Source organism: Kitasatospora sp. NPDC089509, from assembly GCF_044749365.1.
Lineage (GTDB): Bacteria > Actinomycetota > Actinomycetes > Streptomycetales > Streptomycetaceae > Kitasatospora.
On record NZ_JBIVHS010000001.1, the window covers coordinates 75,195 to 97,163 of the forward strand.

Annotated in this window: 22 protein-coding genes and 1 pseudogene; 11 read left to right on the forward strand and 12 right to left on the reverse strand. The window is 74.6% G+C overall.

Annotated features, from left to right (window positions below):
• Positions 1-56 precede the first annotated feature (56 nt).
• Both ACIP4P_RS00160 and ACIP4P_RS00165 read left to right on the forward strand, forming a co-directional pair.
• Positions 57-260, forward strand: coding sequence for an MbtH family NRPS accessory protein (locus tag ACIP4P_RS00160; RefSeq protein WP_350512114.1), 204 nt, complete (start codon positions 57-59; stop codon positions 258-260).
• Between the two features lie 121 nt (positions 261-381).
• Positions 382-894, forward strand: a complete 513-nt coding sequence (locus tag ACIP4P_RS00165) for a GNAT family N-acetyltransferase (protein ID WP_400913087.1) — start codon at positions 382-384, stop codon at positions 892-894.
• Between the two features lie 59 nt (positions 895-953).
• On the opposite strand, the gene ACIP4P_RS00170 is transcribed toward ACIP4P_RS00165, so the two are convergent.
• From ACIP4P_RS00170 to ACIP4P_RS00180, 3 genes are read right to left on the reverse strand one after another with little or no spacing between them, the layout of a single operon-like run.
• The gene (locus ACIP4P_RS00170; RefSeq protein ID WP_400913089.1) at positions 954-1,460 is read right to left on the reverse strand and encodes a hypothetical protein; all 507 of its coding nucleotides are present in this window, start codon (positions 1,458-1,460) and stop codon (positions 954-956) included.
• 49 nt (positions 1,461-1,509) lie between these two features.
• Positions 1,510-2,877, reverse strand: coding sequence for an MFS transporter (locus ACIP4P_RS00175; protein ID WP_400913091.1), 1,368 nt, complete (start codon positions 2,875-2,877; stop codon positions 1,510-1,512).
• Entirely contained in the window at positions 2,874-3,476 is a 603-nt protein-coding gene (locus ACIP4P_RS00180; RefSeq protein WP_400913093.1) for a TetR/AcrR family transcriptional regulator, read from the reverse strand. Before ACIP4P_RS00180 ends, ACIP4P_RS00175 begins: the two co-directional genes overlap by 4 nt.
• 73 nt (positions 3,477-3,549) lie before the next feature.
• Between ACIP4P_RS00180 and ACIP4P_RS00185 the strand changes: the two genes are divergently transcribed.
• The gene (locus tag ACIP4P_RS00185) at positions 3,550-3,717 is read left to right on the forward strand and encodes a hypothetical protein (protein WP_400913096.1); all 168 of its coding nucleotides are present in this window, start codon (positions 3,550-3,552) and stop codon (positions 3,715-3,717) included.
• Between the two features lie 39 nt (positions 3,718-3,756).
• Here the strand turns inward: ACIP4P_RS00185 and ACIP4P_RS00190 are convergent, their stop codons facing one another.
• Positions 3,757-3,933 carry an antitoxin gene (locus tag ACIP4P_RS00190; protein WP_350512108.1) on the reverse strand — a complete coding sequence of 59 codons (177 nt, stop codon included), beginning with the start codon at positions 3,931-3,933 and terminating at the stop codon, positions 3,757-3,759.
• 225 nt (positions 3,934-4,158) lie between these two features.
• Here ACIP4P_RS00190 and ACIP4P_RS00195 point away from each other — a divergent pair, with 225 nt between their 5' ends.
• Together ACIP4P_RS00195 and lpdA are read left to right on the forward strand one after the other, a co-directional pair.
• Positions 4,159-5,709, forward strand: a complete 1,551-nt coding sequence (locus ACIP4P_RS00195) for a M28 family peptidase (RefSeq protein ID WP_400914396.1) — start codon at positions 4,159-4,161, stop codon at positions 5,707-5,709.
• Between the two features lie 267 nt (positions 5,710-5,976).
• Positions 5,977-7,383 (forward strand): dihydrolipoyl dehydrogenase, encoded by a 1,407-nt coding sequence (gene lpdA, locus ACIP4P_RS00200; RefSeq protein ID WP_350512106.1) that lies wholly within the window; start codon positions 5,977-5,979, stop codon positions 7,381-7,383.
• Positions 7,384-7,552: 169 nt separating this feature from the next.
• On the opposite strand, the gene ACIP4P_RS00205 is transcribed toward lpdA, so the two are convergent.
• Together ACIP4P_RS00205 and ACIP4P_RS00210 are read right to left on the reverse strand one after the other, a co-directional pair.
• Positions 7,553-8,275, reverse strand: coding sequence for a sigma 54 modulation/S30EA ribosomal C-terminal domain-containing protein (locus tag ACIP4P_RS00205; protein WP_400913099.1), 723 nt, complete (start codon positions 8,273-8,275; stop codon positions 7,553-7,555).
• Positions 8,276-8,424: 149 nt separating this feature from the next.
• A complete protein-coding gene (locus tag ACIP4P_RS00210) occupies positions 8,425-8,760 on the reverse strand; it encodes a GNAT family N-acetyltransferase (RefSeq protein WP_400913101.1) in 336 nt (111 codons plus the stop codon).
• 244 nt (positions 8,761-9,004) lie between these two features.
• Here ACIP4P_RS00210 and ACIP4P_RS00215 point away from each other — a divergent pair, with 244 nt between their 5' ends.
• Positions 9,005-10,183, forward strand: a complete 1,179-nt coding sequence (locus tag ACIP4P_RS00215; RefSeq protein ID WP_400914398.1) for a PP2C family protein-serine/threonine phosphatase — start codon at positions 9,005-9,007, stop codon at positions 10,181-10,183.
• Positions 10,184-10,214: 31 nt separating this feature from the next.
• Here ACIP4P_RS00215 and ACIP4P_RS00220 read toward each other — a convergent pair whose 3' ends face one another.
• Both ACIP4P_RS00220 and ACIP4P_RS00225 read right to left on the reverse strand, forming a co-directional pair.
• Entirely contained in the window at positions 10,215-11,468 is a 1,254-nt protein-coding gene (locus ACIP4P_RS00220; RefSeq protein WP_400913103.1) for a threonine/serine exporter family protein, read from the reverse strand.
• A 122-nt stretch (positions 11,469-11,590) separates the two neighbouring features.
• Positions 11,591-12,271: a Tat pathway signal sequence domain protein gene (locus ACIP4P_RS00225; RefSeq protein WP_400913104.1), complete on the reverse strand. Its 681-nt coding sequence runs from the start codon at positions 12,269-12,271 to the stop codon at positions 11,591-11,593.
• Positions 12,272-12,594: 323 nt separating this feature from the next.
• Here ACIP4P_RS00225 and ACIP4P_RS00230 point away from each other — a divergent pair, with 323 nt between their 5' ends.
• Positions 12,595-14,196: an alpha/beta fold hydrolase gene (locus ACIP4P_RS00230; protein ID WP_400913106.1), complete on the forward strand. Its 1,602-nt coding sequence runs from the start codon at positions 12,595-12,597 to the stop codon at positions 14,194-14,196.
• 40 nt (positions 14,197-14,236) lie between these two features.
• On the opposite strand, the gene ACIP4P_RS00235 is transcribed toward ACIP4P_RS00230, so the two are convergent.
• Both ACIP4P_RS00235 and ACIP4P_RS00240 read right to left on the reverse strand, forming a co-directional pair.
• Positions 14,237-14,677: a PPOX class F420-dependent oxidoreductase gene (locus tag ACIP4P_RS00235; RefSeq protein ID WP_400913108.1), complete on the reverse strand. Its 441-nt coding sequence runs from the start codon at positions 14,675-14,677 to the stop codon at positions 14,237-14,239.
• Between the two features lie 148 nt (positions 14,678-14,825).
• Positions 14,826-15,110, reverse strand: a pseudogene (locus tag ACIP4P_RS00240) (DUF6584 family protein); the annotation flags it as partial.
• Here ACIP4P_RS00240 and ACIP4P_RS00245 point away from each other — a divergent pair.
• The 4 genes from ACIP4P_RS00245 to ACIP4P_RS00260 all read left to right on the forward strand — a co-directional run bounded on the left by ACIP4P_RS00245 (position 15,109) and on the right by ACIP4P_RS00260 (position 19,349).
• Positions 15,109-15,735 carry a hypothetical protein gene (locus ACIP4P_RS00245; protein WP_400913110.1) on the forward strand — a complete coding sequence of 209 codons (627 nt, stop codon included), beginning with the start codon at positions 15,109-15,111 and terminating at the stop codon, positions 15,733-15,735. The pseudogene ACIP4P_RS00240 and the gene ACIP4P_RS00245 overlap by 2 nt on opposite strands.
• Positions 15,736-15,854: 119 nt before the next feature.
• Entirely contained in the window at positions 15,855-17,213 is a 1,359-nt protein-coding gene (locus ACIP4P_RS00250) for an MFS transporter (protein ID WP_400913111.1), read from the forward strand.
• A gap of 25 nt (positions 17,214-17,238) precedes the next feature.
• Positions 17,239-17,985, forward strand: a complete 747-nt coding sequence (locus ACIP4P_RS00255; protein WP_400913113.1) for a response regulator transcription factor — start codon at positions 17,239-17,241, stop codon at positions 17,983-17,985.
• Positions 17,982-19,349: a sensor histidine kinase gene (locus tag ACIP4P_RS00260; RefSeq protein ID WP_400913116.1), complete on the forward strand. Its 1,368-nt coding sequence runs from the start codon at positions 17,982-17,984 to the stop codon at positions 19,347-19,349. Before ACIP4P_RS00255 ends, ACIP4P_RS00260 begins: the two co-directional genes overlap by 4 nt.
• 47 nt (positions 19,350-19,396) lie before the next feature.
• Here ACIP4P_RS00260 and ACIP4P_RS00265 read toward each other — a convergent pair whose 3' ends face one another.
• Positions 19,397-19,864, reverse strand: coding sequence for a hypothetical protein (locus ACIP4P_RS00265; RefSeq protein ID WP_400913118.1), 468 nt, complete (start codon positions 19,862-19,864; stop codon positions 19,397-19,399).
• Position 19,865: 1 nt separating this feature from the next.
• A complete protein-coding gene (locus ACIP4P_RS00270; RefSeq protein WP_400913120.1) occupies positions 19,866-21,539 on the reverse strand; it encodes a hypothetical protein in 1,674 nt (557 codons plus the stop codon).
• Positions 21,540-21,969: the final 430 nt, after the last annotated feature.

Consider the following 21,969-nt stretch of genomic DNA (forward strand, 5'->3'; position numbering starts at 1 on the left):
CCACCCGCCCCATCCGTCACGAGACCGACCCATCCATCACGAGAAGGAGCAAGTCCATGGACGAGAACACCCGCTACCAGGTGCTGCGCAATGACGAGGAGCAGTACTCGCTCTGGCCGGTCGACCTGGAGGTGCCCGCGGGCTGGCAGTCCGTCGGCCACGAGGGCACCGAGGCCGAGTGCTCCGCCTACGTCGACGAGGTGTGGACCGACATGCGCCCGCGCAGCCTGCGCGAGCGGATGGAGAACGCCGGCGCCTGACCCGGCATGCCTGGCCGCGGCCGCCTGACCACGGCCGCCTGACACCGGACCCCGGACACCGGACCCCGGGACCCCGCACCACCCCAGGTACTTCCCCGAGTACGTCCCCGAAGGAGCCGCCGTGACCCCCGTGTTGCGCACCGAACGCCTGGAGTTCATCCCGTACAGACCCGAGGACGAGGACGCCTTCGTCGGCCTGCTCCGCAACGCGGAGGTGTGCCGCTGGATGGGCCAGGACCTGGTGCCGGAACCGGAGCTGCGCACCCTGTTCCGCGCCATCCTCAGCGAGATCTACCCCCAGCAGCTCTTCGACATCTGGGGCCTGTGGCTGGACGGCGCCTACGCGGGCCACGCGGAGGTGAAGCCGACCGGGAACGTGGACGGCCACGAACTGGTCGCCGCCCTCGTCCCGGAGTGCTGGGGCCGGGGCCTGGGCACCGAGGTGGTCCGCGGCCTGATCCGTTACGCCGGGGACGAACTGGGCCTCAAGGAGGTCTACGGCCTGGTCGGCGCCGAGAACCGGGCGAGCCTGGCGCTGTGCGAGCGGCTGGGCTTCCGCCACCTGCGCGACTCGGTCGGCGAGGACGGCACGGTGGCCAAGGTGGTGGTGGTCTCCACCGCCGAGGCGGGCTGACACCGGCCGGCCCCCGGCGCGTGCGAGCGCGCCGGGGGCCGGTTCGGGTCCGGCACACCCTACGTCGGGCCGTTGCCGACCGTCTTGCAGCTGGGGCCGCCCACGCCGGCCCCGAGCGGGGTGCCGCTGCCGTAGTACCAGTCGCTGTGCCCCTGGCAGATGTTGCCGTTCCAGGAGAGGTAGAAGCCGGCCTGGTAGACCTCGCTGCTGGTGCTGTAGACGCTCTGGCTGCCGGCGTCCCACCAGGTGGCACCGGCCGGGCGGCCGGTGTGCATGCCCGGGTCGTTCGACGCGCCGCTGACGATCCAGACCTGGCTGTTGCCGTCCGCGACCTGCGAGACCCACAGGTCCTTGAAGTGGAACTCGGCGTAGGCCCGCTTCTGGCAGAAGTCGAATCCCTGGTAGAAGGTGCCGAGGTCGTACCCGCCGGTGGTGACGACCTCCATCACGGGACCGACGGTCTCGGTACAGGTGCCCGCCTGCGCAGCGGGCGCCACGGCCAGGCCGACCATCGACCCGGCTGTGAGGGCGGCTGCCGTCAGCGCCGCCCTGATCCTCAACTTCATTTCCCCGCCTAGGTGTTGAAGCTGTAATCGGAGCTTCATGATGGCGGTGCTAGGTCACGTCGGGCAAGGCTCGTGACGATCGCCCCCGGGGCAGTCGCAGTGCCAGCAGCCCGCCGGCCGCCGCGGTGGCGGCCGTGGCCAGGGCGACCGGGGTGAGGGCCGAGCCCGGGGCGGTGCGGCCGGCCACCGTGGTGGCGAGGGCGATGCCCAGCGCCGGGCCGATGTTCATCACCGTCTGCTGGAGGCCGCCCGCGACCCCGGACTGGGCGGCGGGCGCGGCCTGGACGATGGCCGAGGTGGCGGTGGCCATCACCGCGCCCAGACCGCAGCCGAGCAGCAGGAAGCAGCAGCCGATCGCGGTGTCGCCGGAGGCCGGGTCGAGCCGGGCGGTGAGCAGGATGCCCGCCGTGATCAGCGCCATCCCCGCCAGCACGGTCCGGCGCACCCCGTGACGCTTCGCCAGCCAGGCCGAGGCGGGCGCGGCGAGGATCATCGTCAGCGCGAGCGGCGCCGCCCGCAGGGCGCTGCGCAGCGGGTCGAGCCCGAGGACGTCCTGGAGGAAGTAGGTGGCCGGGAAGAGCACGCCGAGCACCGCCGCCGAGGCCGCGAGGAGGACGCCGAGGGCGGGTCCCACGGTGGGGGAGCGCAGCAGGGAGGCGGGCAGCAGTGGATGGTCGGTGCGCCGCTCGTGCCGGGCCAGGGCGAGGGCGGCCAGCGCGGCGACGGCGAGGACCAGGGCGGTGCCGGGCGTCCAGCCGTCGGTGGGCAGGGTGACCAGGGTGTGCACCAGGGCGACCAGGGCCAGGGCGAGCAGCCCCGCGCCCGGCAGGTCCAGGCCGGTGGCGGTCCGGGCGGGTGGCGTGGCGGGCACCGCGAGGGCGGCGAGCAGGGCAGCCGCGGCGGGCAGCAGGCCGAGCAGGAAGACCGCCCGCCAGCCCAGGTGGGTGGTGAGCGCGCCGCCGACCAGCGGTCCGGCGGCGGCGGCCAGGCCGATCGCGGCGGTGCGGGCGGCGATCGCGCCGGGCAGCCGGTCGGCGGGCCGGCCGGCCCGCAGCAGGCCGAGGGTGGCGGGCTGGAGCAGGGCGCCCGCCACGCCCTGGGTGACCCGCAGGGCGATCACCCAGCCGATGCCGGGGGCGACGGCGATCCCGGCCGAGCTCGCGGCGAAGCCCGTCACGCCGAGGACGAACAGACGCCGGTGCCCGTACCGGTCGCCGAGTCGGCCGGCGAAGACCAGCAGGGCGGCGACGGTGACCAGGTAGCCGGTGCTGGTCCACTGGACGGCGGTGACCGAGGCGTGCAGGTCGCGTTGCAGGGTGGGCTGGGCGACGCTCAGCACCGTGCCGTCGAGGGCGACCAGGACGGCGCCGGTGATGCTGGCGGCGAGGGCGAGCCCTTGGCGGTGCCGCGGGTTCACCGGGGGACCGGGCCGAGGTGGGCGTCCAGCGTGGCGCGCAGCAGCGGTTCGAGGTCGTCGCCGCCGGTGGCCAGCCGCAGGCTGCCCCAGCCGCGCAGTTGGGCGAGGCCGTGCAGGTTGGCCCAGAGGGCGGCCGTGGCGGCGGTCGGGTCCTCCAGGTGCGGGTGGACCTCGGCGACCAGTCCGGCGAGGGTGCGGAACAGCGGCAGGGTGGTGCGGCGCAGCTCGGTGCCGCTGCCCTCCAACAGGTCGTGACGGAACATCAGCTCGAACATGCCGGGGTTGGCGGCCGCGAAGCCGAGGTGGGCGCGGGCCAGCGCCTCGATCCGGGTGCGGGCGCCGGCACCGGTGGTGGCGGCGAGCGCGTCGGCGCCGGCCAGGGCGTCGGTGAGCCGGCCGAAGCCGTGCCGGGCGATGGCGGCGAGCAGTTCCCGGTGGGTGGGGAAGTAGCGGCGCGGTGCCCCGTGGGAGACCCCGGCGTGCCGGGCGATCTCGCGCAGGCCGAGCGCCGGCACACCGTCGCGGCTCACCAGCTCGACCCCGGCGGCCACCAGGCGGGTGCGCAGGTCCTGGTCGTTCGCTGTGTCGTTCTCTTGCATAGACACTGTCTACTGGATCACCGTAGACGGTGTCTACTCGCCTCGCCGGGGAGGCGCCGGGCAGAATCGGGGCATGGACGAAGGCGGAGAGTCGGCCTGCTGGCTGGACCGGGTGTGCCCGGAGTGCGGACGGCTGCGGGACCGGCCGGGCCCGGGGCCGTGCGAGAACTGCGGCTTCGACGGCGACGAAGCGCCCGAGCGCGAGGGCGACGACGCACCCGAGGGCCGGGGCCGGCGCTGAGCGCCGCCGGTCCCGGCCGGGCGGGACCGCGACCGCGCGCTACTGCGGCGGCTGGTCGCGGAACTGTTCCTTCAGCTTGTCCTGGGCGGTATCCACCTGGCTGCTGTACTTGCCCTGGGTGCGCTCGTCGAAGGCGTCGCCCGCCTTGTCGATCCCCTTCTCGGCCTGGTCCTCGTGCCCTTTGAGCATCTGCTTGAGCTTATCCAGCATGGACATCTGTTCACCCTCCTGGATGAGACGCCCCCACCCCTCCAGGATCACCGCCGACGGCCGCCTCCGCACCTCGCGGCCGCGCGGCGGCCTTGGCAAGGCGGAGTCGTTCGGGTCCAATCGTGAGTCCACGGACCGTCGGAAGGAGCCGCCTTGCAGTCGCGCACCGCCCGTCCCACCCCCTCCGCCCGCACCCGCACCACCCGAGCCCGCCGTCGTGCGGGCGCCGCGTTGACCGTCACCGCGCTGGTCACCCCGGTGTTACTGGTCGGCGCCGGCAGCGCCCAGGCCGATCCGGACCCGGCCCGCCGGGGCGCCAGGCTGGCCGAGCGCCTGGTCGCGGCCAGCAGCGCCGACTCCGCGCACCGCACCCTGGCCGCACTGCAGCGCTTCGCCGACCGCAACGGCGGCACCAGAGCGGCCGGTTCGAAGGGCCACGACGAATCCGCCCGCTACGTCTACGAGCAGGCCCGGCGGGCCGGACTCCTCGTCTCCCGGCAGGAGTTCGAGTACACCTTCTTCGAGGCCCGCTCGGAACACCTCCAAGTCCTCTCCCCGCAGGCCGAGTCGGTGCCGGTGTCCGCCATGACGTACTCGGTGAGCGGCCCGGAGGCGGGCCTGACCGCCGAGTTGGGCGTCGCCCCGGTCGGCGCGGCCACCGGCTGCACGGCCGCCGACTACCCGGCCGGCTCGATGACCGGCCGGATCGCGCTGATCCGGCGCGGCGGCTGCCCCTTCGCCGACAAGCAGGCGGCCGCGGCGACCGCCGGCGCCGTCGGGGCGCTGATCTACAACAACACCGACGGCGCCCTCAGCGGCACCCTGGGCGAGCCCACCGCCGGGCGGATCCCCACCGGCGGGATCGCCAGGGCGGACGGCGAGGCGCTGGCCGCGAAGGCCGCCGCCGGGCCGGTGCGGGTCACCCTCGACCTGAAGACCGTCATGGAGCCGCGCAAGACCTGGAACGTCATCGCCGAGACCCGCGGCGGGGACCCGGCGAACACCGTGATGATCGGCGCCCACCTGGACTCCGTCCCGGCCGGCCCCGGCATCAACGACAACGGCTCCGGCACGGCGGGCATCCTGGAGGTCGCCCGGAACCTCGGGGTCCGCCCGGTCAAGAACAAGGTCAGGTTCGCCTGGTGGTCCGCCGAGGAGTTCGGCCTCAAGGGCTCCGAGGCGTACGTGAAGTCGCTCTCCGACGCGGATCGGCAGCGGATCCGGCTCTACCTCAACTTCGACATGATCGCATCCCCCAACTACGCGCAGTTCGTCTACAACGGCTCCGGCAGCGCGGGCGGCCCCGCAGGTCCGGAGGGCTCGGCCCAGATCGAACGGGACCTGAACGCGTACCTGGACGGCCGGGGGCTGGCGCACGAACCGACCGCCTTCGACGGCCGCTCCGACTACGGACCGTTCATCGACGCGGGCATCCCGGCCGGTGGCACCGACACCGGCGCCGAGGTGATCAAGTCCCCCGAGCAGCAGGCCCGTTATGGCGGCACGGCGGGCGCCGCCTTCGACTCCTGCTACCACAAGGCCTGCGACGACCTGGACAACCTCGACCCCGGCGTGTTCGACGCCAACATCGACGTGATCGCCCACGCCGTCGGCACCTACGCCTGGGACCTCTCCTCGCTGCGACGGCCGGCGGCGGACGCGCCCGCGGCCCGGCGCCCGGCCGGTCAGCCGGCCGCCGGAACGGGTATGAGCACCCCGGGTCGTGCCGGATCGGGCAGTGCCGGCACGAGCGGCGCCGCAGGTCGTGAGGTGACGGCCTGACGCCCGGGTGGGCCCGCTGCCGTCCTCGGGCGGCGGGCCCACCCGCCCGCCGTGCGCGTTCCGTCCATTCGAACCCTCCCTCCGTCATCGCCCCTGGTGGAGCCGGGTACGGGCCACCGTAACGGGCCCCACTGACAATTCGGCCCGGGCCCGGTACGGTGCCGCCCGGGAGCGTGCCCGCCGGGACCCGGTGGGTGCGCCGAGCCCGGTCCTGACACCATGGGACCGAGATCACGACACAGGGACACCCCCGGAGGAGCCAGCAAGATGAGCACCCACTACGACGTCGTCGTCCTCGGCGCGGGCCCCGGCGGCTACACCGCCGCCGTCCGCTCGGCCCAGCTGGGTCTGAAGGTCGCGGTCATCGAGGCCAAGTACTGGGGCGGCGTCTGCCTCAACGTCGGCTGCATCCCCTCCAAGGCCCTGCTGCGCAACGCCGAGCTCGCCCACATCTTCACCAAGGAGGCCAAGACCTTCGGCATCAAGGTCGAGGGCACGGTGAGCTTCGACTTCGGCGAGGCCTTCAAGCGCAGCCGCTCGGTGGCCGACGGCCGGGTCAAGGGCGTCCACTACCTGATGAAGAAGAACGGCATCACCGAGTACGACGGCTGGGGCACCTTCGTCGACGACCACACCCTCCAGGTCGCGCTCAGCGGCGGCGGCTTCGACGTGGTCACCTTCGACCACTGCGTCATCGCCGCCGGTGCCACCACCCGTCTGCTGCCCGGCACCAGCCTGAGCGAGCGCGTGGTGACCTACGAGGAGCAGATCCTCACCGAGCAGCTGCCGGAGAGCATCATCATCGCGGGCGCCGGCGCGATCGGCGTCGAGTTCGCCTACGTGCTGCACAACTACGGCGTGAAGGTCACCATCGTCGAGTTCCTGGACCGGGTGGTGCCGCTGGAGGACGTCGAGGTCTCCACCGAACTCGCCAAGCAGTACCGCAAGCTGGGCATCGAGGTGCTCACCTCCACCCGGGTCGAGTCGATCGACGACAGCGACCCGAACGCCAAGGTCCGGGTCACCGTCACCAAGGACGGGCAGCAGCAGGTGCTGGAGGCCGACAAGGTGCTCCAGGCGATCGGCTTCGCGCCGCGGGTCAACGGCTACGGCCTGGAGAACACCGGGGTCAAGCTCACCGACCGCAACGCCATCGCGGTGGACGGCCGCGGCCGCACCAGCGTCGACCACATCTTCGCGATCGGCGACGTCACCGCCAAGCTGATGCTGGCGCACGCCGCCGAGACCATGGCCGTGATCGCCGCCGAGACCATCGGCGGGGCGGAGACCATGGAGGTCGACTTCGCCATGATCCCGCGCGCCACCTACTGCCAGCCGCAGATCGCCTCCTTCGGTTACACCGAGGCGCAGGCCCGCGAACTGGGCCACGACGTCAAGGTCGCCAAGTTCCCGTTCACCGCGAACGGCAAGGCGCACGGCCTCGGCCACCCGATCGGCTTCGTCAAGGTGATCAGCGACGCCAAGTACGGCGAGCTGCTCGGCGCCCACCTGATCGGCCCCGAGGTAACCGAGCTGCTGCCGGAGCTGACGCTGGCCCAGCAGTGGGACCTCACCGTCCACGAGGTGGCCCGCAACGTGCACGCCCACCCGACCCTGGGCGAGGCGGTCAAGGAGGCCATCCACGGCCTCGCCGGTCACATGATCAACATGTGACGACCCGCACGACCCGCACGACCCGACCGGGACGACCTGGACGACCGTGGCCCCGCCGGACGCTTGCCGCGTCGGCGGGGCCACGCATGGGCGGGGGCGCCCATGGGAGGAGGGACGGGCCTGCGGGGTCAGGTCCGTCCCCCCGGCTCAGGACCGGCTCGGGACCGGCTCAGGACCGGCCGGTGATCAGGCCGAGATGGCCGTCGAAGCGCCGGTAGAGTACCCGGCCCCGGCCGCCCGCGGGGTGGGCGAAGAACAGGAACGGCAGCTCGGCCCGCTCCAGCCGCTCGACCGCCTGCGGCTCGGTGAGCAGCGGAGCGCCGTGCGGGCTGAGCGTGATCGGCGCCGTCCGGCGGCCGAACGGCCCGGCGGGCCTGGTCCGGGCCAACCGGTAGCCGGTCGGGCCGACCCGGAAGACCACGGCGTCGGTCTCGGTCGCCGGGTCGGTGAAGAGGTGGATGTCGTAGTCCATCGCGTCCATCGTCCGGGCCGCCGCCTCGGGCATGCACCACACCAGCGAGGGCTCCTTGCGGCGGACGATCCGACGCCCTCCGGCGGGCGCCGCCGGGGGAGCCGGCGGCTGCGCCGCGGCCCACGGGCGGGGCGCCCAGGCACCGCTGACGGCCCGGATCCGGCCGAGCAGGCAGTCGGCCAGCAGGTCGAGCGGGTCGCCCGGTCCGGCCGCCGAGCGCTGCACCCGGATCCGCCGCCCGTCCACCTCGGCGTTCACCTGTGCCAGCACCCCGCCGGCCACCGCGGCCAGCCGGATCCGCACCGCCTCCACCAGGGTGCCGGCCGCGCCGGCGACCGCCGCGACGGCGGCGATCCGCCCCCGCGCCTCGGCCCACGCCGGACTCTCCTCGAACGTCCCCACCGTGCCCAACCCGCCCATCGCCCAGGCCCTTTCGCCGTCTCCCGCCGCGTCCCTCCGGCGCGACCGGCGACCAGGATCCCGGCCGGCCCGGGGGCGCGGCCAGGGCCCAACGGCCCCACCGCCCCGGGCCGGTCGGCTCCGGTTCGTCCGGGGTGCGGGACCGGGGCTCAGTGCAGCCGGGCGCGCAGCCAGTCCTTGACCTCCGGGGTGACCTCGTCGGTGAGGTCGGCGAACTCCTGGTGCTTGATCAGGAACTTGGCCACGTAGGGGCAGACCGGCACGATCCGCAGCCCGGCGGCCCGGACGTCCGTCAGCGCCTCCTGGACCAGCTGCCCGGCCAGCCCGCGTCCGGCGAACGCCTCCTCGACCAGGGTGTGGTAGAAGACGCGCTGCCCGTCGCGGTCCAAGTACTCGGTGAACCCGGCGAGTTCGCCGTCGACCAGGATCTCGTAGCGGTGCCGGTCGTCCGACCGCTCGACGACGGTGGTGCCGGGAGTGCTCATCGCGGAGGCCTTTCGTTCGTGGGGCCCGTACGGGCTCGGTGCGGGCCCAGGGTAGCCCGGGGCCGGAACGGCCGAGCGGCCCGGCCCGGCTGGGCCGAACGGGCACGGGGTGCGGGGCACGGACCCGATCGGAGGCTCGCGGCCGGCCGTGGCCCCTAACCTTGGCCGGACGCCCCGCCCCCTCGGCGCGCGGGGACGGGCGGGACGTCGGTGGAACACCGGAGGAGCGGAGGGGCCGTTGCGGGTGCGTACCGCGGAGGCGAGCGGGCGGTCGTGGCCGTGGTCGGGGCCGGGCGGCCAGTTGCCGGTGCTGGTCCGGTACGGCCACCGGTCCTGGCTGATCCCGATGGCGCTGCTGGTGGCGGTGGTGGTCGTGGACGCGGTCACGCCCGAGTGGTTCGCCTCCGCCAGCTGGCTGGCCCTGGTGCCGGTGGTCGCCGCCGGGCTGTGCGGCCCGGTCACCACCGTGGTGTTCGCCTGCCTCTCGATCGCCTGCTACCCGGCGCTGGGCGTCTTCTGGACCAAGTCCCACGGGACGGAGGACTTCCTGCTGGTGGTGGCCGGCTGCGCGCTCGCGCTGCCGCTCAGCGTCTTCCGCGCCCAGGCCGCCGTCTACGTCCGGCACCTCCAGGGCGCCGCCGAGACCACCCGGCAGGTGGTGCTGCGTCCGGTGCCCCCGGACTGGGGCGGGGTCGACACGGCGGCCCGCTACCTGGCGGCGGACGTCGAGGCCCGGGTGGGCGGTGACTTCTACGACGTGGTGGCCAGCCCGTTCGGGGCGCGGGTCATCCTCGGGGACGTCCAGGGGAAGGGGCTGCCGGCCGTCTCCACGGCGGCGGCCCTGGTCGGCTGCTTCCGGGAGGCCGCCTTCCGGGAGCCGGACCTGGGCACCGTCGCCGCCTGGCTGGAGGAGCGGGTGCTCCGGCAGAACCAGCTCGCCGCCCGGCTGGGCGAGCAGGACGAGCGGTACGCCACCGCGGTGGTGGTCTGGTTCCCGGCGGTCGCCCCGGAGGAGATCGTGGTGGTCAACTTCGGCCACGACAGTCCGTACGTCGTGGGTCCGGACGGGGTCCGTCAGCTGCCGCCGGGCGACGGCGCGCCGCTCGGCCTCGCCCAGCTGGCCGGCGGGCTGCCGCCGGTCCGGCGGCTGCGGCTGGGCGCGGACGAGACGGTGCTGCTGGTCACCGACGGGGTGACCGAGGCCCGGGACCGCCAGGGCGTCTTCTTCGACCTGCGGGCCCACCTGGAGGGGCTGGCCGGCGAGCCCGGGGCCGGTCGGCCCGAGCACCTGGTGGCGGCCGTCGCGGCCGGCGTCGTCCGGCACACCGGCGGCCGGCGGACGGACGACACCGCGCTGCTCGCCGTCCGGCACGGCAGGGGCGCGGCCGCCGACTGGACCGGCATCGGGACGGCCTCGGGCTGAACCGGCGTCCGGCCGGTACCGGTGCCCCCGGTCAGGCCCGCAGCCGGGCCACCGCGAGCGAGGGGCGCGGTATCCGGCTGATCACCGAGCCGATCAGGGTGCCGATCGACACCCCGAACACCGCCGACACGGCGGCCAGCACCGACTGGGCCCCGTTGCCGACCTCGATCTGCGCGGTGTTCAGCAGCCCGAAGGAGCCCGGGACCACGATCCAGAACGCCGGGAGGTAGAGCACCTGCCAGAGCGGCCCGCCCGGCAGCCAGTGCACCACGGTGGCCGCGACCGCGGCGCTGACCGCACCGGCCAGGCCGCCGATCGCCGCGCCGTGCACCGAGCCCACCGCGACCTGGACGGTCACGCTGACCGCGATCACCACGAGGATCCACGGGATGGCGGCCGGCGGGGTGCTGACGTTCACCACCAGGCCGGCCGTCGCGACCGCCAGCCCCAGCCCGATCACCCACCAACTCGGCTTGGCGACCTGGACGTTGGCGAGGGCCGAGGCGGGCATGCCGATCGCGGTGGCGGCCGCGGCGACCCCGGCGAGGAAGAGTGCCAGCTGCACCGTGCCGGACACCAGCCGGGCCGTCCCGGCGCTGGCGGCACCGGCCGCGACCTCGGACAGGCCGGTGACCAGCAGCCCGCCCGGCAGCAGGATCGCCAGGGTGGCCACGATGGTGCGCAGCGGCCCGTCCAGCAGCCCGGCCCGGGCGAGCGAGAGGACGAGCAGGGCGACCAGGAACCCGGCGGTGACCGGCAGCAGCGGCCGCAGTCGAGGCAGTCGGCGGGCCAGCATGGTCAGCCCGATCACGATCAGCGAGCCGGCCGCGGCGGCCAGGACGTTCGCGGTCACCGGCTGGAGGAAGATGCAGACCCCGACCCCGACCGGCAGCGCCCCCAGGTCGGCGACCCAGGTGGGCCAGCGGGCCGGGGCCCGGCGGATCCGGTCCAGCTCGGCCAGCGCCTGCCGCCGGTCGAGCCGGCCCGCGCGCAGCCGGTGCACCAGATCGAGGACGTCGGCGGTCTGCTCGAACCGCAGCGCGGTGGCGACCGGCTGGAACCGGGTGGCGTCGTCGGCGGTCAGGGTGACGAACAGCCCGTTGGTGAGGGCGGCCACCCGTACGTCGGGAGCCCCCATCGCCCGTCCCAGCCCGTGGAGCTCCTCCTCGACGTCGTGGACGGGAAGGCCGCCGCCGAGGAGGGCTTCGCCCAGTTCGAGCAGCAGGCGGCGGAGCGGGTCCGGTGGGGCCTCGATGCCCCGGACCGATGGAGACTTGCTAGACATGGCAGGTATCGTCCCATCCCGCCCTGGTCGGTCCGACTCTGCCCCGGTCTGAGCGCGATCGCGGGGCGGAGCGGGCGGCGGAGCGGGGACCAGGGCCGGGACCGGGGTCGGGGCCGGACGGGTCAGTTCACGGTGACCGCCGGGCTGCCGGCCTGGCCGGTGTCCGTGACCGGGCCGTACGCGGCGGAGAAGTAGCCGTCGGCGGGGCAGAGGCCGTCGCCGCCGCTCTTGGCGAAGTGCTCGTTACCGAAGGTCAGGCTGTTGCCGCCGTTGTCGGCGGTGCCGGTGAAGGCGCCGCTGAGCTGGTAGGTGCAGGTGATGGTGCCGAACCAGCTGTTGAGGACGGCGGTGGCCTGGATCTGGCCGGCGCTGCCGCCGGTGAGGGTGACCGGCAGGCCGGCGCCGTCGTCGACGGTGAGGCCGTAGGGGAGGGTGTCGACGCTCAGGCTCTGCACCGAGGTGACGCCGGTGACGTTGGCGGTGCAGGAGTCGAAGGTGAGCCCGGTGAGGGACTCGGTGGCGGTGCCGGGGGCGGTCGGGTTGGTCAGCACGGTGGAGTTGAGCTGGGAGGTGGCGCAGGTGACACCGGTGGTGCTGGTCGCGGTGGAGTAGAAGGTGGCGCTGGCACCGGCGGTGAGCGGCGCGGCGAGGGCGTCACCCACGGCGACGGCGGCGCCGCCCGCGGTCAGCACCGGTCCGGTGGCGTCGGTCGGGGCGGCGGAGGCGGGGGCCGCCGCGACCAGGGCGAGTGCGGCGAGCGCGGCGAGGGCGGCCGGGGCGGTGCGGTGGGGGAATGCGCGCATGGGAAAGCCTCTTCCTCGGTGAGGGGGCGAGAAGACGAACTTTCACTGCTCCCGGGAGGCGGGGAACGGGGAGCTGACTACGTTCTAGGACCGTGTCGGTGCGCCGTCAAGGCGCTGCGGTCAACTTGCTGACTTTTCGTCAACAACACTTGGACGCAACGCCCCGGCCACCGACGACATGACAGCGATCTGCCGGTGAGCTGTGGGTGAGCTGTGGGTGTCCTGACCGTGGCGGACGAAAGACTTCGTGCCGTCCGACCGGATGACTCCGCCGAAACCCTCGGAGGCAGCCGGGCCCTGCGACCCACGAGCGAGCGCCGCCCATGCCCCGACCCCGCCTCACCACCCCCCTCCGCGCCGCGGCCGCCACGGCCGCCGGCCTGCTGCTGGCCGGCCTCACCCCGGCCGCGGCCTCGGCCGCCCCACCCGCCCCACCCGTACCGGCCCTGACCTGGAGCAAGCCCTGCGCGCCCGGCTTCCAGTGCGACACCGCGCAGGTGCCGCTGGACTACCGGGACCCGCACGGCCGCACCGTCGACCTGGCGCTGATCCGCCGCCCCGCCGACGACCAGGCGCACCGGATCGGCACGCTGTTCTACAACCCGGGCGGTCCGGGGATCCCCGGCACCACGGCACTGCCCGCCGCGGCCATGCTGCTCCCCGCGCAGCTGCGCCGGCGCTTCGACCTGGTGGGCTTCGACCCGCGCGGCATCGGCGCCTCCACCACGCTGAACTGCTTCCCCGACCGGACGGGCGACCAGGACGGCCAGGAGGCCGGCGAACAGGCCCTGCTCGGCGGCCTCCCGGCGGGCTACCCGATCGGAGCGGCGCAGCAGTCCCAGTGGGCCGACGCCTACGCGCGGCTGGGCCGGCAGTGCGCCGAGAACGACCGCACCGGCCTGCTCGCCCACCTGTCCACCGCGGACGTCGCCCGAGACCTGGACCTGCTGCGCCAGGCCGTCGGCGACCGCCGGCTGAGCTACCTCGGCACCTCGTACGGGACGTACCTGGGCGCCACCTACGCCAACCTCTTCCCCGGCCGGGTGCGCGCCATGATCCTGGACAGCGCCGTCGACCCGGTCGCCTGGTCCACCGGCCGCACCCCGGCGGACGCCGCCCTGCCGCCCTTCCTGCGCGCCGGCAGCGACCTCGCCTCGGCCCGCTCCCTCGACACCTTCCTGGACCGCTGCGGCGCCGCCGCCCCGGCCGGCTGCGCCTTCTCGGCGGGCAGCCCGGAGGCGACCCGGGCCAGGTACGCCGCGCTGATGGACCGGCTGGAGCGCGGCCCGATCACCGTCGGCACCGGACCGCAGGCCGTCACGTACGACGAGGCCGCCGCCGTCACCACCGTCTCCCAACTGCTGTACGGCGCCCAGCCGGTGGCGACGTTCGGCACCCCCGGCTGGGCCGGCCTGGGCGGCTGGCTGCAGAGCCTGTGGACCGCGCCGGACACCCCGGCGGCGCCGCTGCCGACCGGAGCGCCGGCGCACCAGACCCAGGTCCTCGGCACGCTGTGCGCCGACACCGTCAACCCGCCCGCGGGCGCCGACCGTTCGGCATTCGCCGACCTGGCCCGGGACCGCTCCGGCGAGCTCGGCCCGTCCTGGGTCTGGCCGACCCAGCGCTGCGCCGACTGGCCGGCCGAGGCCGCCCGGGACCGCTACGACGGCCCCTGGGACCGCCGCACCGCCGCACCCGTCCTGGTCGTCGCCAACACCGGCGACCCGGTCTGGCCCTACGAGGGCTCGCGGGCGCTGGCCGACACCCTGGCCCGGGGCCGGCTGCTGACCGTCGACGGCGACGGACACACCGTGCTCGGCAACCCGAGCGCCTGCGCGGCCGGTTACGAGGAGCGCTACCTGGTGGACGGCGCGCTGCCGCCGCGCGGTCAGGTCTGCGCGCCGGACCGGCGGCCGTTCCAGTAGCCGCCCCGGCGCCGGAGCGATCCGTCGTCAGGCGACGAGGTCAGTCCGCGTGCCGGGCGGCGGCCGGCAGCGGCTCGACCCCGACGATCCGGCGGATCCGGGTGGGCTCGACGAACACGGTGACCCGCCGCTCGCCGGGGATGCGCCAGCCGTACCGCTCGACCCCGAGGTACTTCCGGGCGAGGCGGTCCATGTGCCGGTCGGCCGCCTCGCCGGTCACGAACTCGACTGCCCGACCGTGGAGTTGGATCCGGTCGTACGGGTCGGCCGGGGCGGCGCCGGACAGGCAGACACGGGGGTCGCGGCGCAGATTGCGCTCCTTGACCCGGCCGATCGAGGTGTTGAAGAACACCCGGTCGCCCTCCAACCCGAGCCACATGGGGGTGACGTGCGGGGCGCCGTCCGCCCCGGTGGTCGCCACGAACCAGATCCGCGGCTCCTCCGCGACCCGCGCCCGGAGCTCCTCCGTCCAACCGTTCATCGGCCACCTCTCGCCTCGACGCCCGCACCGGTGCCCGGCAGAGTACGCCGCACCGGTCGGCCGGCAGTCCCGACACGAGCGGCTCAGACCCACCAGCGGACGAAGGTGACGACGCCTGGCACGGTGAAGCCCGCCTGCCGGCACCACACGGACCGCGCCAGCCGATCGCCGCCACCCGGTCGAGGGGATCGCCGTACCGGGCCTCGAAGGCCGCCGTCTCGGCCGGATCCCGCTCCTCGTCGAGGTAGCCCCAGCGGCCCGCCTCGGTCGGCTCGCCGTACCGCCGGTAGACCTAGGCGAGCCGTCGCCGGACCGTCAGGTCGGCCGGGTAGGAGACCGCCAGGCCGCGCAGACGCTGCCGGGCCAGGGGTATCCGGCCGGCCCGGAGGTCGGTTTCCCACTCGACCCGGCTTCTTGCGAAGATCCCTGGCATGACCCGAATGTTCGCGGCTGGTTCTGACATCGACGACCCCTTCGCCGAGCTCGGCGACCCCTGCCTGGCCGTCACGGACAAGCGGCGGGGCCTGGTCGCCGTGGCCGGCGCGCGGGAGCACGGCGAGGCCAGGACGGTCGGGCTCTTCCACGTCACCGACCGGGCCCGGCGCCGTTGGCTGCTGGACTCGCCGTACCCCGTGAACGCGATGGCCTTCCATCCGTCCCGCCCCCTGCTGGCCGTGGGGACGGGGGAGTACGACGGCGGCTACCACTTCGAGGGGGAGCTCCTGCTCGTCGATCTGGAGGACGGTACCGTCCGGTCGCTCCTCGACGGCGCCTTCGGCCGTCAGGTGCTCGGCCTGGAGTGGCTGGACGACCAAGAGCTCCGCGTCCTCCTGGCGCCGCACGACGACTACAAGGACGATCTGGCCCATGCGGAAGGGCACATCGCGGTGCTGCGCCGCACCGACTGGACCGTCGCCGGCGCCGGGCCGGTCACCGGCCCCGAGCTGACGGGCCCCCGTGTGCCGATGCCCCGCCCGGACCAGCGCGAGGCCGCCCGTCGGACCGTCGCCCGGCTGAGCGTGCCGCCGACCCGCCGTCACCACACCGGCCCGGGGTAGGGCGACCCCCGCTTCCTTAGCGGAACGTAAGTTCTGGGCGGCACTCCTTGTCGTCGCTCGGCGGGCGGCGGCACGCTCTGGGCACCCGCCCGCCGAGCACGAGCCCCCCCGGAGCCGCCATGTCCCCGTCCCCCCGGCCCGAAGCCGCCACCCAGCCGCCGCCCGGGGAGGAGCGCGCCCGACGGCGGCTCGCCCTGGTCGGCGGATCGCTGGGCAACCTGGTGGAGTGGTACGACTGGTTCGTCTACGCCAGCTTCGCGGTCTACTTCGCCGATGACTTCTTCCCCGGCAGCAACTCCACCGCGAAGCTGATGAACACCGCCGGCATCTTCGCCGTCGGCTTCCTGATGCGCCCGGTCGGCGGCTGGCTGCTCGGCCGGGCCGCCGACCGGCACGGCCGCAAGAGCGCCCTCACCCTGACCGTCACCATGATGTCCGCGGCCGCCGTGCTGATCGCCGTCGCCCCGACCTACGCCGCGAGCGGCTACCTGGGCGCCGTCGTCCTGCTGCTCGCCCGGCTGCTCCAGGGCCTGAGCATCGGCGGCGAGTACGCGGCCAGCGCCACCTACCTCACCGAGGCCTCCGCGCCGAACCGGCGCGGCTTCGGCTCCTCCTTCCAGTACGTGTCGATGACCGTCGGCCAACTCCTCGGCCTGGGCATCCTGATCGTCCTCCAGCACACTCTCAGCAACGCCCAACTGCACTCCTGGGGTTGGAGGTTGCCCTTCCTGCTCGGCGCCGTGCTGGCCGTCGTGGTGCGCTGGTTGCGCCGCCGGCTGCCGGAGACCGAGGCGTTCACCGCCGACCGGGACACCCCGGCGAGCGCCCAGGGCACCCTGCGCGGCCTGTGGGAGCACCGGCGCCAGGGCGCCCTGGTGATGGCCCTCACCCTCGGCGGCACCGTCGCGTACTACACGTACACCACGTACCTGACCAAGTACCTGATCGGCAGCGCGGGCCTGAACAAGAACACCGCCACCCTGGTCAGCTTCACCGCGCTCGCCGTCTTCGCCGCGATCCAGCCGCTGGCCGGACTGCTCTCCGACCGGATCGGCCGCCGCCCGCTGCTGATCACCTTCGCGCTCGGCTGCACCGTCGGCACCTACCCGCTGATGAGCGCGCTCGGCTCGGCCTCCGGCTACTGGTCCGCGCTCGGGCTCTCGCTGGTCGCGCTGCTCATCGTCACCGGCTACACCTCGATCAACGCGGCCGTGAAGGCCGAACTGTTCCCCACCCGGATCCGCGCCCTCGGCGTCGCCCTCCCGTACGCCGTCGCCAACGCGCTGTTCGGCGGCACCGCCGAGTACATCGCGCTCTGGTTCAAGAACGCCGGGCACGAATCCGGCTTCTTCTGGTACGTCTCCGGCTGCGCCCTGGTGTCGCTGGTCGTCTACGTCCTGATGCCGGACACCCGGCACGCCGTGCTCAGCCCGGCCGAGACCCCGGCGGCGCCCGCCCCGGCCGGGACCGTACGGTAGTCCCCTCATCACCGGGGAGGGTTCCGTGCACATGCTGCTGGTCGAGGACGACGACCGGATGGCCCAGGCCCTCGCCACCGCGCTCGCCCGGCGCGGCCACACCGTGCGCCGGGTGGTGCGCGCCGCGGAGGCGCTGCGGCACGCCCGGGAGGCCGAGTTCGTGCTGCTCGACCTCGGGCTGCCCGACCTGGACGGCCTGGAACTGCTGCGCAAGCTCCGGACGGTGTGCGACCTGCCGCTGATCGTGGTCACCGCGCGCGGCGAGGAACGGGACGTGCTCCAGGGGCTGCGGGCCGGCGCCGACGACTACGTGGTCAAGCCGTTCCGGATGGCCGAACTGATCGCCCGGATCGACACCGTGCGCCGCCGCACCCGGCGCACCGCCGCTCCGGAACCGCTCGGCCCGGAGCGGCGGGTGCGCACCGGCGACGTCGAGATCGACCCGGCCGCACGCACGGTGACCGTCGACGGAACCGAGATCCGGCTCACCCGCCGGGAGTTCGACGTCCTCGCCCTGCTCGCCGCCCAGCCCGGCGACGTCCGCTCGCGCGAGGAGATCCTCGACCGGATCTGGGGCGACGCCTTCCTCGCCTCCTCCCGCTCGCTGGACGTCCACGTGGCCGGCATCCGGGCCAAGACCGGCCGGGCCGCCCTGGTCCGCACCGTCCGCGGCTACGGCTACCGACTCGGCACCCCGGACGGCCCGGACGGCGCGAACGGTCCGGACGGCGCGAACCCCCTGAACGGCGCGAACGGTCCGGACGGCCGGTGAGACGCCGTCTGCTGGCCGTGCTCACCGCGCTGATCGGCGCCGCCGTCCTGCTGCTGGCCCTGCCGCTGGCCGACTCCTACGCCCGCGGCCGCACCGAGCACCTGCTGCTGCAGCGCCGCGCCGACGGCGTGCGGTTCGCCGAACTCGCCGACCGGATCCGCACCGACGCCGACCGCCGCGAGCTCGACGCCGAACTCACCCGCTACGCCCAGCTCTACGGCGCCGCGGTGACCGTGGTCGACACCGCCGGGAACACCGTCGGCCGGGCCGGGCCCGCCCCGACCGGCCCGGCCGCGCGACAGGCCGAGGACCGCGCTCTCACCGGCCGCTCCACCGAGGCGCTGCCCACCGTGCTGCCCTGGGGGCCGGACACCGTGGTGCTGGCCGAACCGGTCGGCCAGGACGAACGGGTCGGCGGCGCCGTGCTGGTGACCGTCCCCACCGGCGCCGCGCGGCACGACGTGCTGGTCCGCTGGGCGCTGATCGCGGCCGGTGCGGTCACCGCCTTCGGCGCCGCCGCGCTGGTCGCCGCCGGGCTCGCCCGCTGGCTGCTGCGGCCGGTCCACGAACTCGACCGCGCGGTGGCCACGGTGGCCGAAGGCCGGTTCGAGCTGCGGGTCGCCGCCGACACCGGGCCGCCCGAACTGCGGCGGCTGCGAGGGCACTTCGACGGCATGGCGCAGGCCGTCGCGGAATCGCTGCGCCGCCAGCGGGACTTCGTCGCGGACGCCTCGCACCAGCTGCGCAACCCGCTGGCAGCCCTGGTGCTGCAACTGGAGAACGCCGAGCCGCACGTCGGGCCCGGCCCCGGGCGGCAGGCGCACGCGCTGGCCCTGGACGAGGCCGACCGGCTGGGCGAACTGCTGGACGGCCTGCTGGTGTTGGCCCGGCTGGAGGCGGCCGCGGCGCCGGTGGCGGAGCAGGACGTCACCGCGGCGGTGGCCGGGCGGGTCGCCGCCTGGGCGCCGGTGTTCGAGGCGGGCGGGCTGGAGTTGACGGCCGAGCTCGCGCCAGGACTGCGGGCGCTCGGGCTCCCGGACGCGGCCGGGCGGATCCTGGACGCGCTGCTGGACAACGCCGGCAAGTTCGTCCCGGCGGGGGAGCGGGTCCGGGTGGTGGCCGTCGCCCCGCCCGAGGGGGGTGCGGCGGTCCGGGTGACGGACTCCGGGCCGGGTGTCCCGGCGGAGCAACTCCCGCTGCTGCTGCGGCGGTTCACCCGCTCGCCGGAGCACCAGAACGTCCCCGGCACCGGACTCGGGCTGGCCATCGCGGACGAACTCGCCCGCGCCAGCGGTGGATCGCTCACCGTCGCACCGGCCCGGCCGCACGGGCTGACCGTCGAGTTCCGGTTGCCCGGGGTGTGAGCCGGCTCGGCCGTTCGGCCCGATCGTCGTCCGGCGTGGGGTGGGAGTCAGGCCGGCGGGCAGGGGAGCCAGGCGGCGGTGAGGTCCGCGGCGGTGATCCGCACCGTGCCGCCGATGTGGCCGAGTTCATGGGTGCACCCGTGCGGGTGCGGCAGGACTTCGTCGAGCTGCAGCGGGCCGAGGCGCTCCCGCAGCCCGTCCGGGGCGGACGAGTCGGTCGGCGGTGCGGCCTCGATCAGCAGGGCGGTGACGCCGGTGTACCGGATCACCAACTGCTCGGGCGCCACGTCGTTGAAGGAGCAGCGGAGGACGACCGCGTCCTCCGTCGCCACCAGCGACGCCAGCTTGAGGTCCTTGACGCACCGTTCGGAGGCGAAGTCGTAGTGCGCCGGGTCGGTGGCGAACGCCTCGGCCCCCGACGGCAGTTCGGGCCGGAGGGCGGGCAGTCGCGCCAGGTACGGGCGAGGATCGAGCGCGAAGCCCGTGGCCGTCCGCTCGATCCTCACCAGCTGCATGTCAGCAATCCGTCCCCTGCGTCAGTCCCGGGCGCTTCCAGTCGTCGCCCTTGATGGTATCGCCCGGCTTGATCACCCCGGCCCGGCGCATCCAGTCGACGGAGTACCCCTTGAGCACGGACTCCAGCTGCGGCGGCGGGTTCCGGGGCACGTTCAGTCCGTGCTTGGGGAACCAGCCGGCCGGGCCGTAGAGGCCGTACTCCTTGCCCTTGTAGTAGACGTGGATCTCGAAGCTCGCCCGGCCGGTCGCGGAGGTGAACTGGTCGACGCGGCCGGTGTAGCCGCCGAAGAACGTGAGCGGGTCCTTGTCGCCCGCCGGGACGACCTGCGGCGCGTCGGCGGCACCGGGCCGCGCCTGCCCGGCGGGGGTCGGTGCCCAGCGTGCGGGAGTCACCCGGGTGCCGGTCGCGCGGCCGTCGCCGAGGGCGGCGGGGCAGGGGGCGGAGCTCGCTGGCGGGGGCGGGTTCTGCTTCGCGGTGTCCTGCTCGGCCTGCTCGGCCTGGACCGCCTTGTCGACCTCGGCCTGGACCTGGGCGCGGGCCTCGATCTGGACGGAGGCCTCGTTGTTCAGGGTGTACGGGATCCGGACGCTGTGGCCGGTGGCCTTCGCCTCGGCGTCGGCCTCCGCCTGCTTCTGCGCCTTGATCTGCTGGACGACCGGGGCGATGCCGGGGTCGACGCAGCTGAGCGTCCCGCTGCCGTTGATCGGCAGGGCGGCGGTCTGGGTGCAGTTGCCGGCCGCTTGGCCGTTGACGGTGAGGGTGGCGGTCATCGTCGCCGTCACCGTGCCGGACAGGTTGGCCGGGCGCCGGCTGGTGGTGGAGCTGCTCACGTTCTCGGTGACCGTGCAACTCGCCTCGGAGCACTGGAGGTTGCCGGTCTGGTTGAAGTCGAAGCTGATGCCGACGTCGACCGCCTGGGCGAGCTGCTTGGTCTGGTCGATGAGGTCGCTGTACAGCTGCCCGACGTCGGACGGGGACATCGGGGAGAAGCTGTGCTGTCCCGAGGAGTCCGCGGCGGGCACCGCGCCGGTGAGCGTACGGTCCGACCAGTCGGCGGGCGCGACGGAGGGCGACCCGCTGCCCGTACCGGGGTCGCCGCCCGGGGTGCCCCCGGTCGAGGCGCCCCCGCCCGGCGTGGGCGTGAACCGCAGCACCCGGTACGGCGCTCCGGCCGAGACGTCCAACACGCCCCCGGGCGTGGTGACTTCCAGGGCGGTGACGCCGTCGACCGTGCTGGTCGGCGCGCCGGGGAGGGGGAAGGCGGTGGTCGCGGCCAGGTCCTGCCAGAGCGATCGGGCCAGCTCCGGCGGGGCGCTCAGGTCCTGCGGGAGCAGTGCCGTGAGCCGGTCGTCGCCGGTGATCCAGCGGCCCTGGAGGGAGGTCGCGGAGGAGCCCTTGGACGAGCCGCCCAGCAGGCTCTGCGGTGGCTTGAGATAGGTCCGGTCGCCGACCTTCAGGATCGCCATCTGCTGTCCCGCGATGGTGATCGTCCCGAGCTGTTCGCCGCCGGCGGTCGCCTTGATGTCCCAACTCGTCGTGCCAGCGGCTTGGTTGCCCGCGTAGTGCACGACCGGCTGGTTGGCCAGGGCGGCGACCGCCTGGTAGAAGGGCACCTCGTTGAGCTCCGGCGGCTTCGCGGGCGAGGACGGCCAGAACACCACCGCCGCGGCCACGGCGCCGGCCAGGACGACGACGCCGGTGCCGATGGCCTTGCCCTTCCACTTCCGCGGCGGCCGCGGCTCAGCCGGACCGCCAGGACCGCCAGGACCGCCAGGAGCGCCGGGAGCGCCGGGCCAGGCCGGTGGCGGCGGACCGTAGGCCCCGGGTGGCCCGTACGTCTCGGGTGGTCCGTACGCCTCGGGCGGTCCGTACGCCCCGGGTGGCCCGTAGCCCCCGGGCGGGCCGTACCCCGTGGGCGGGCCCGGTGGCGGCGTGGGTGCGTACGGTGGCGGCGGGGGTATGTACGGCGCCGCGGGTGGCCGACCCGGTTGCTCCGGCGGTCCGGTGGGGTGCGTGAAGTCGCCGTTGTCCGTCACCTGTGGTCCCTCCCCTGAACGCCGGTCCCGGAGTTCCGGGCGGCCGTCGGCGGGCCGGGCCGCTCCC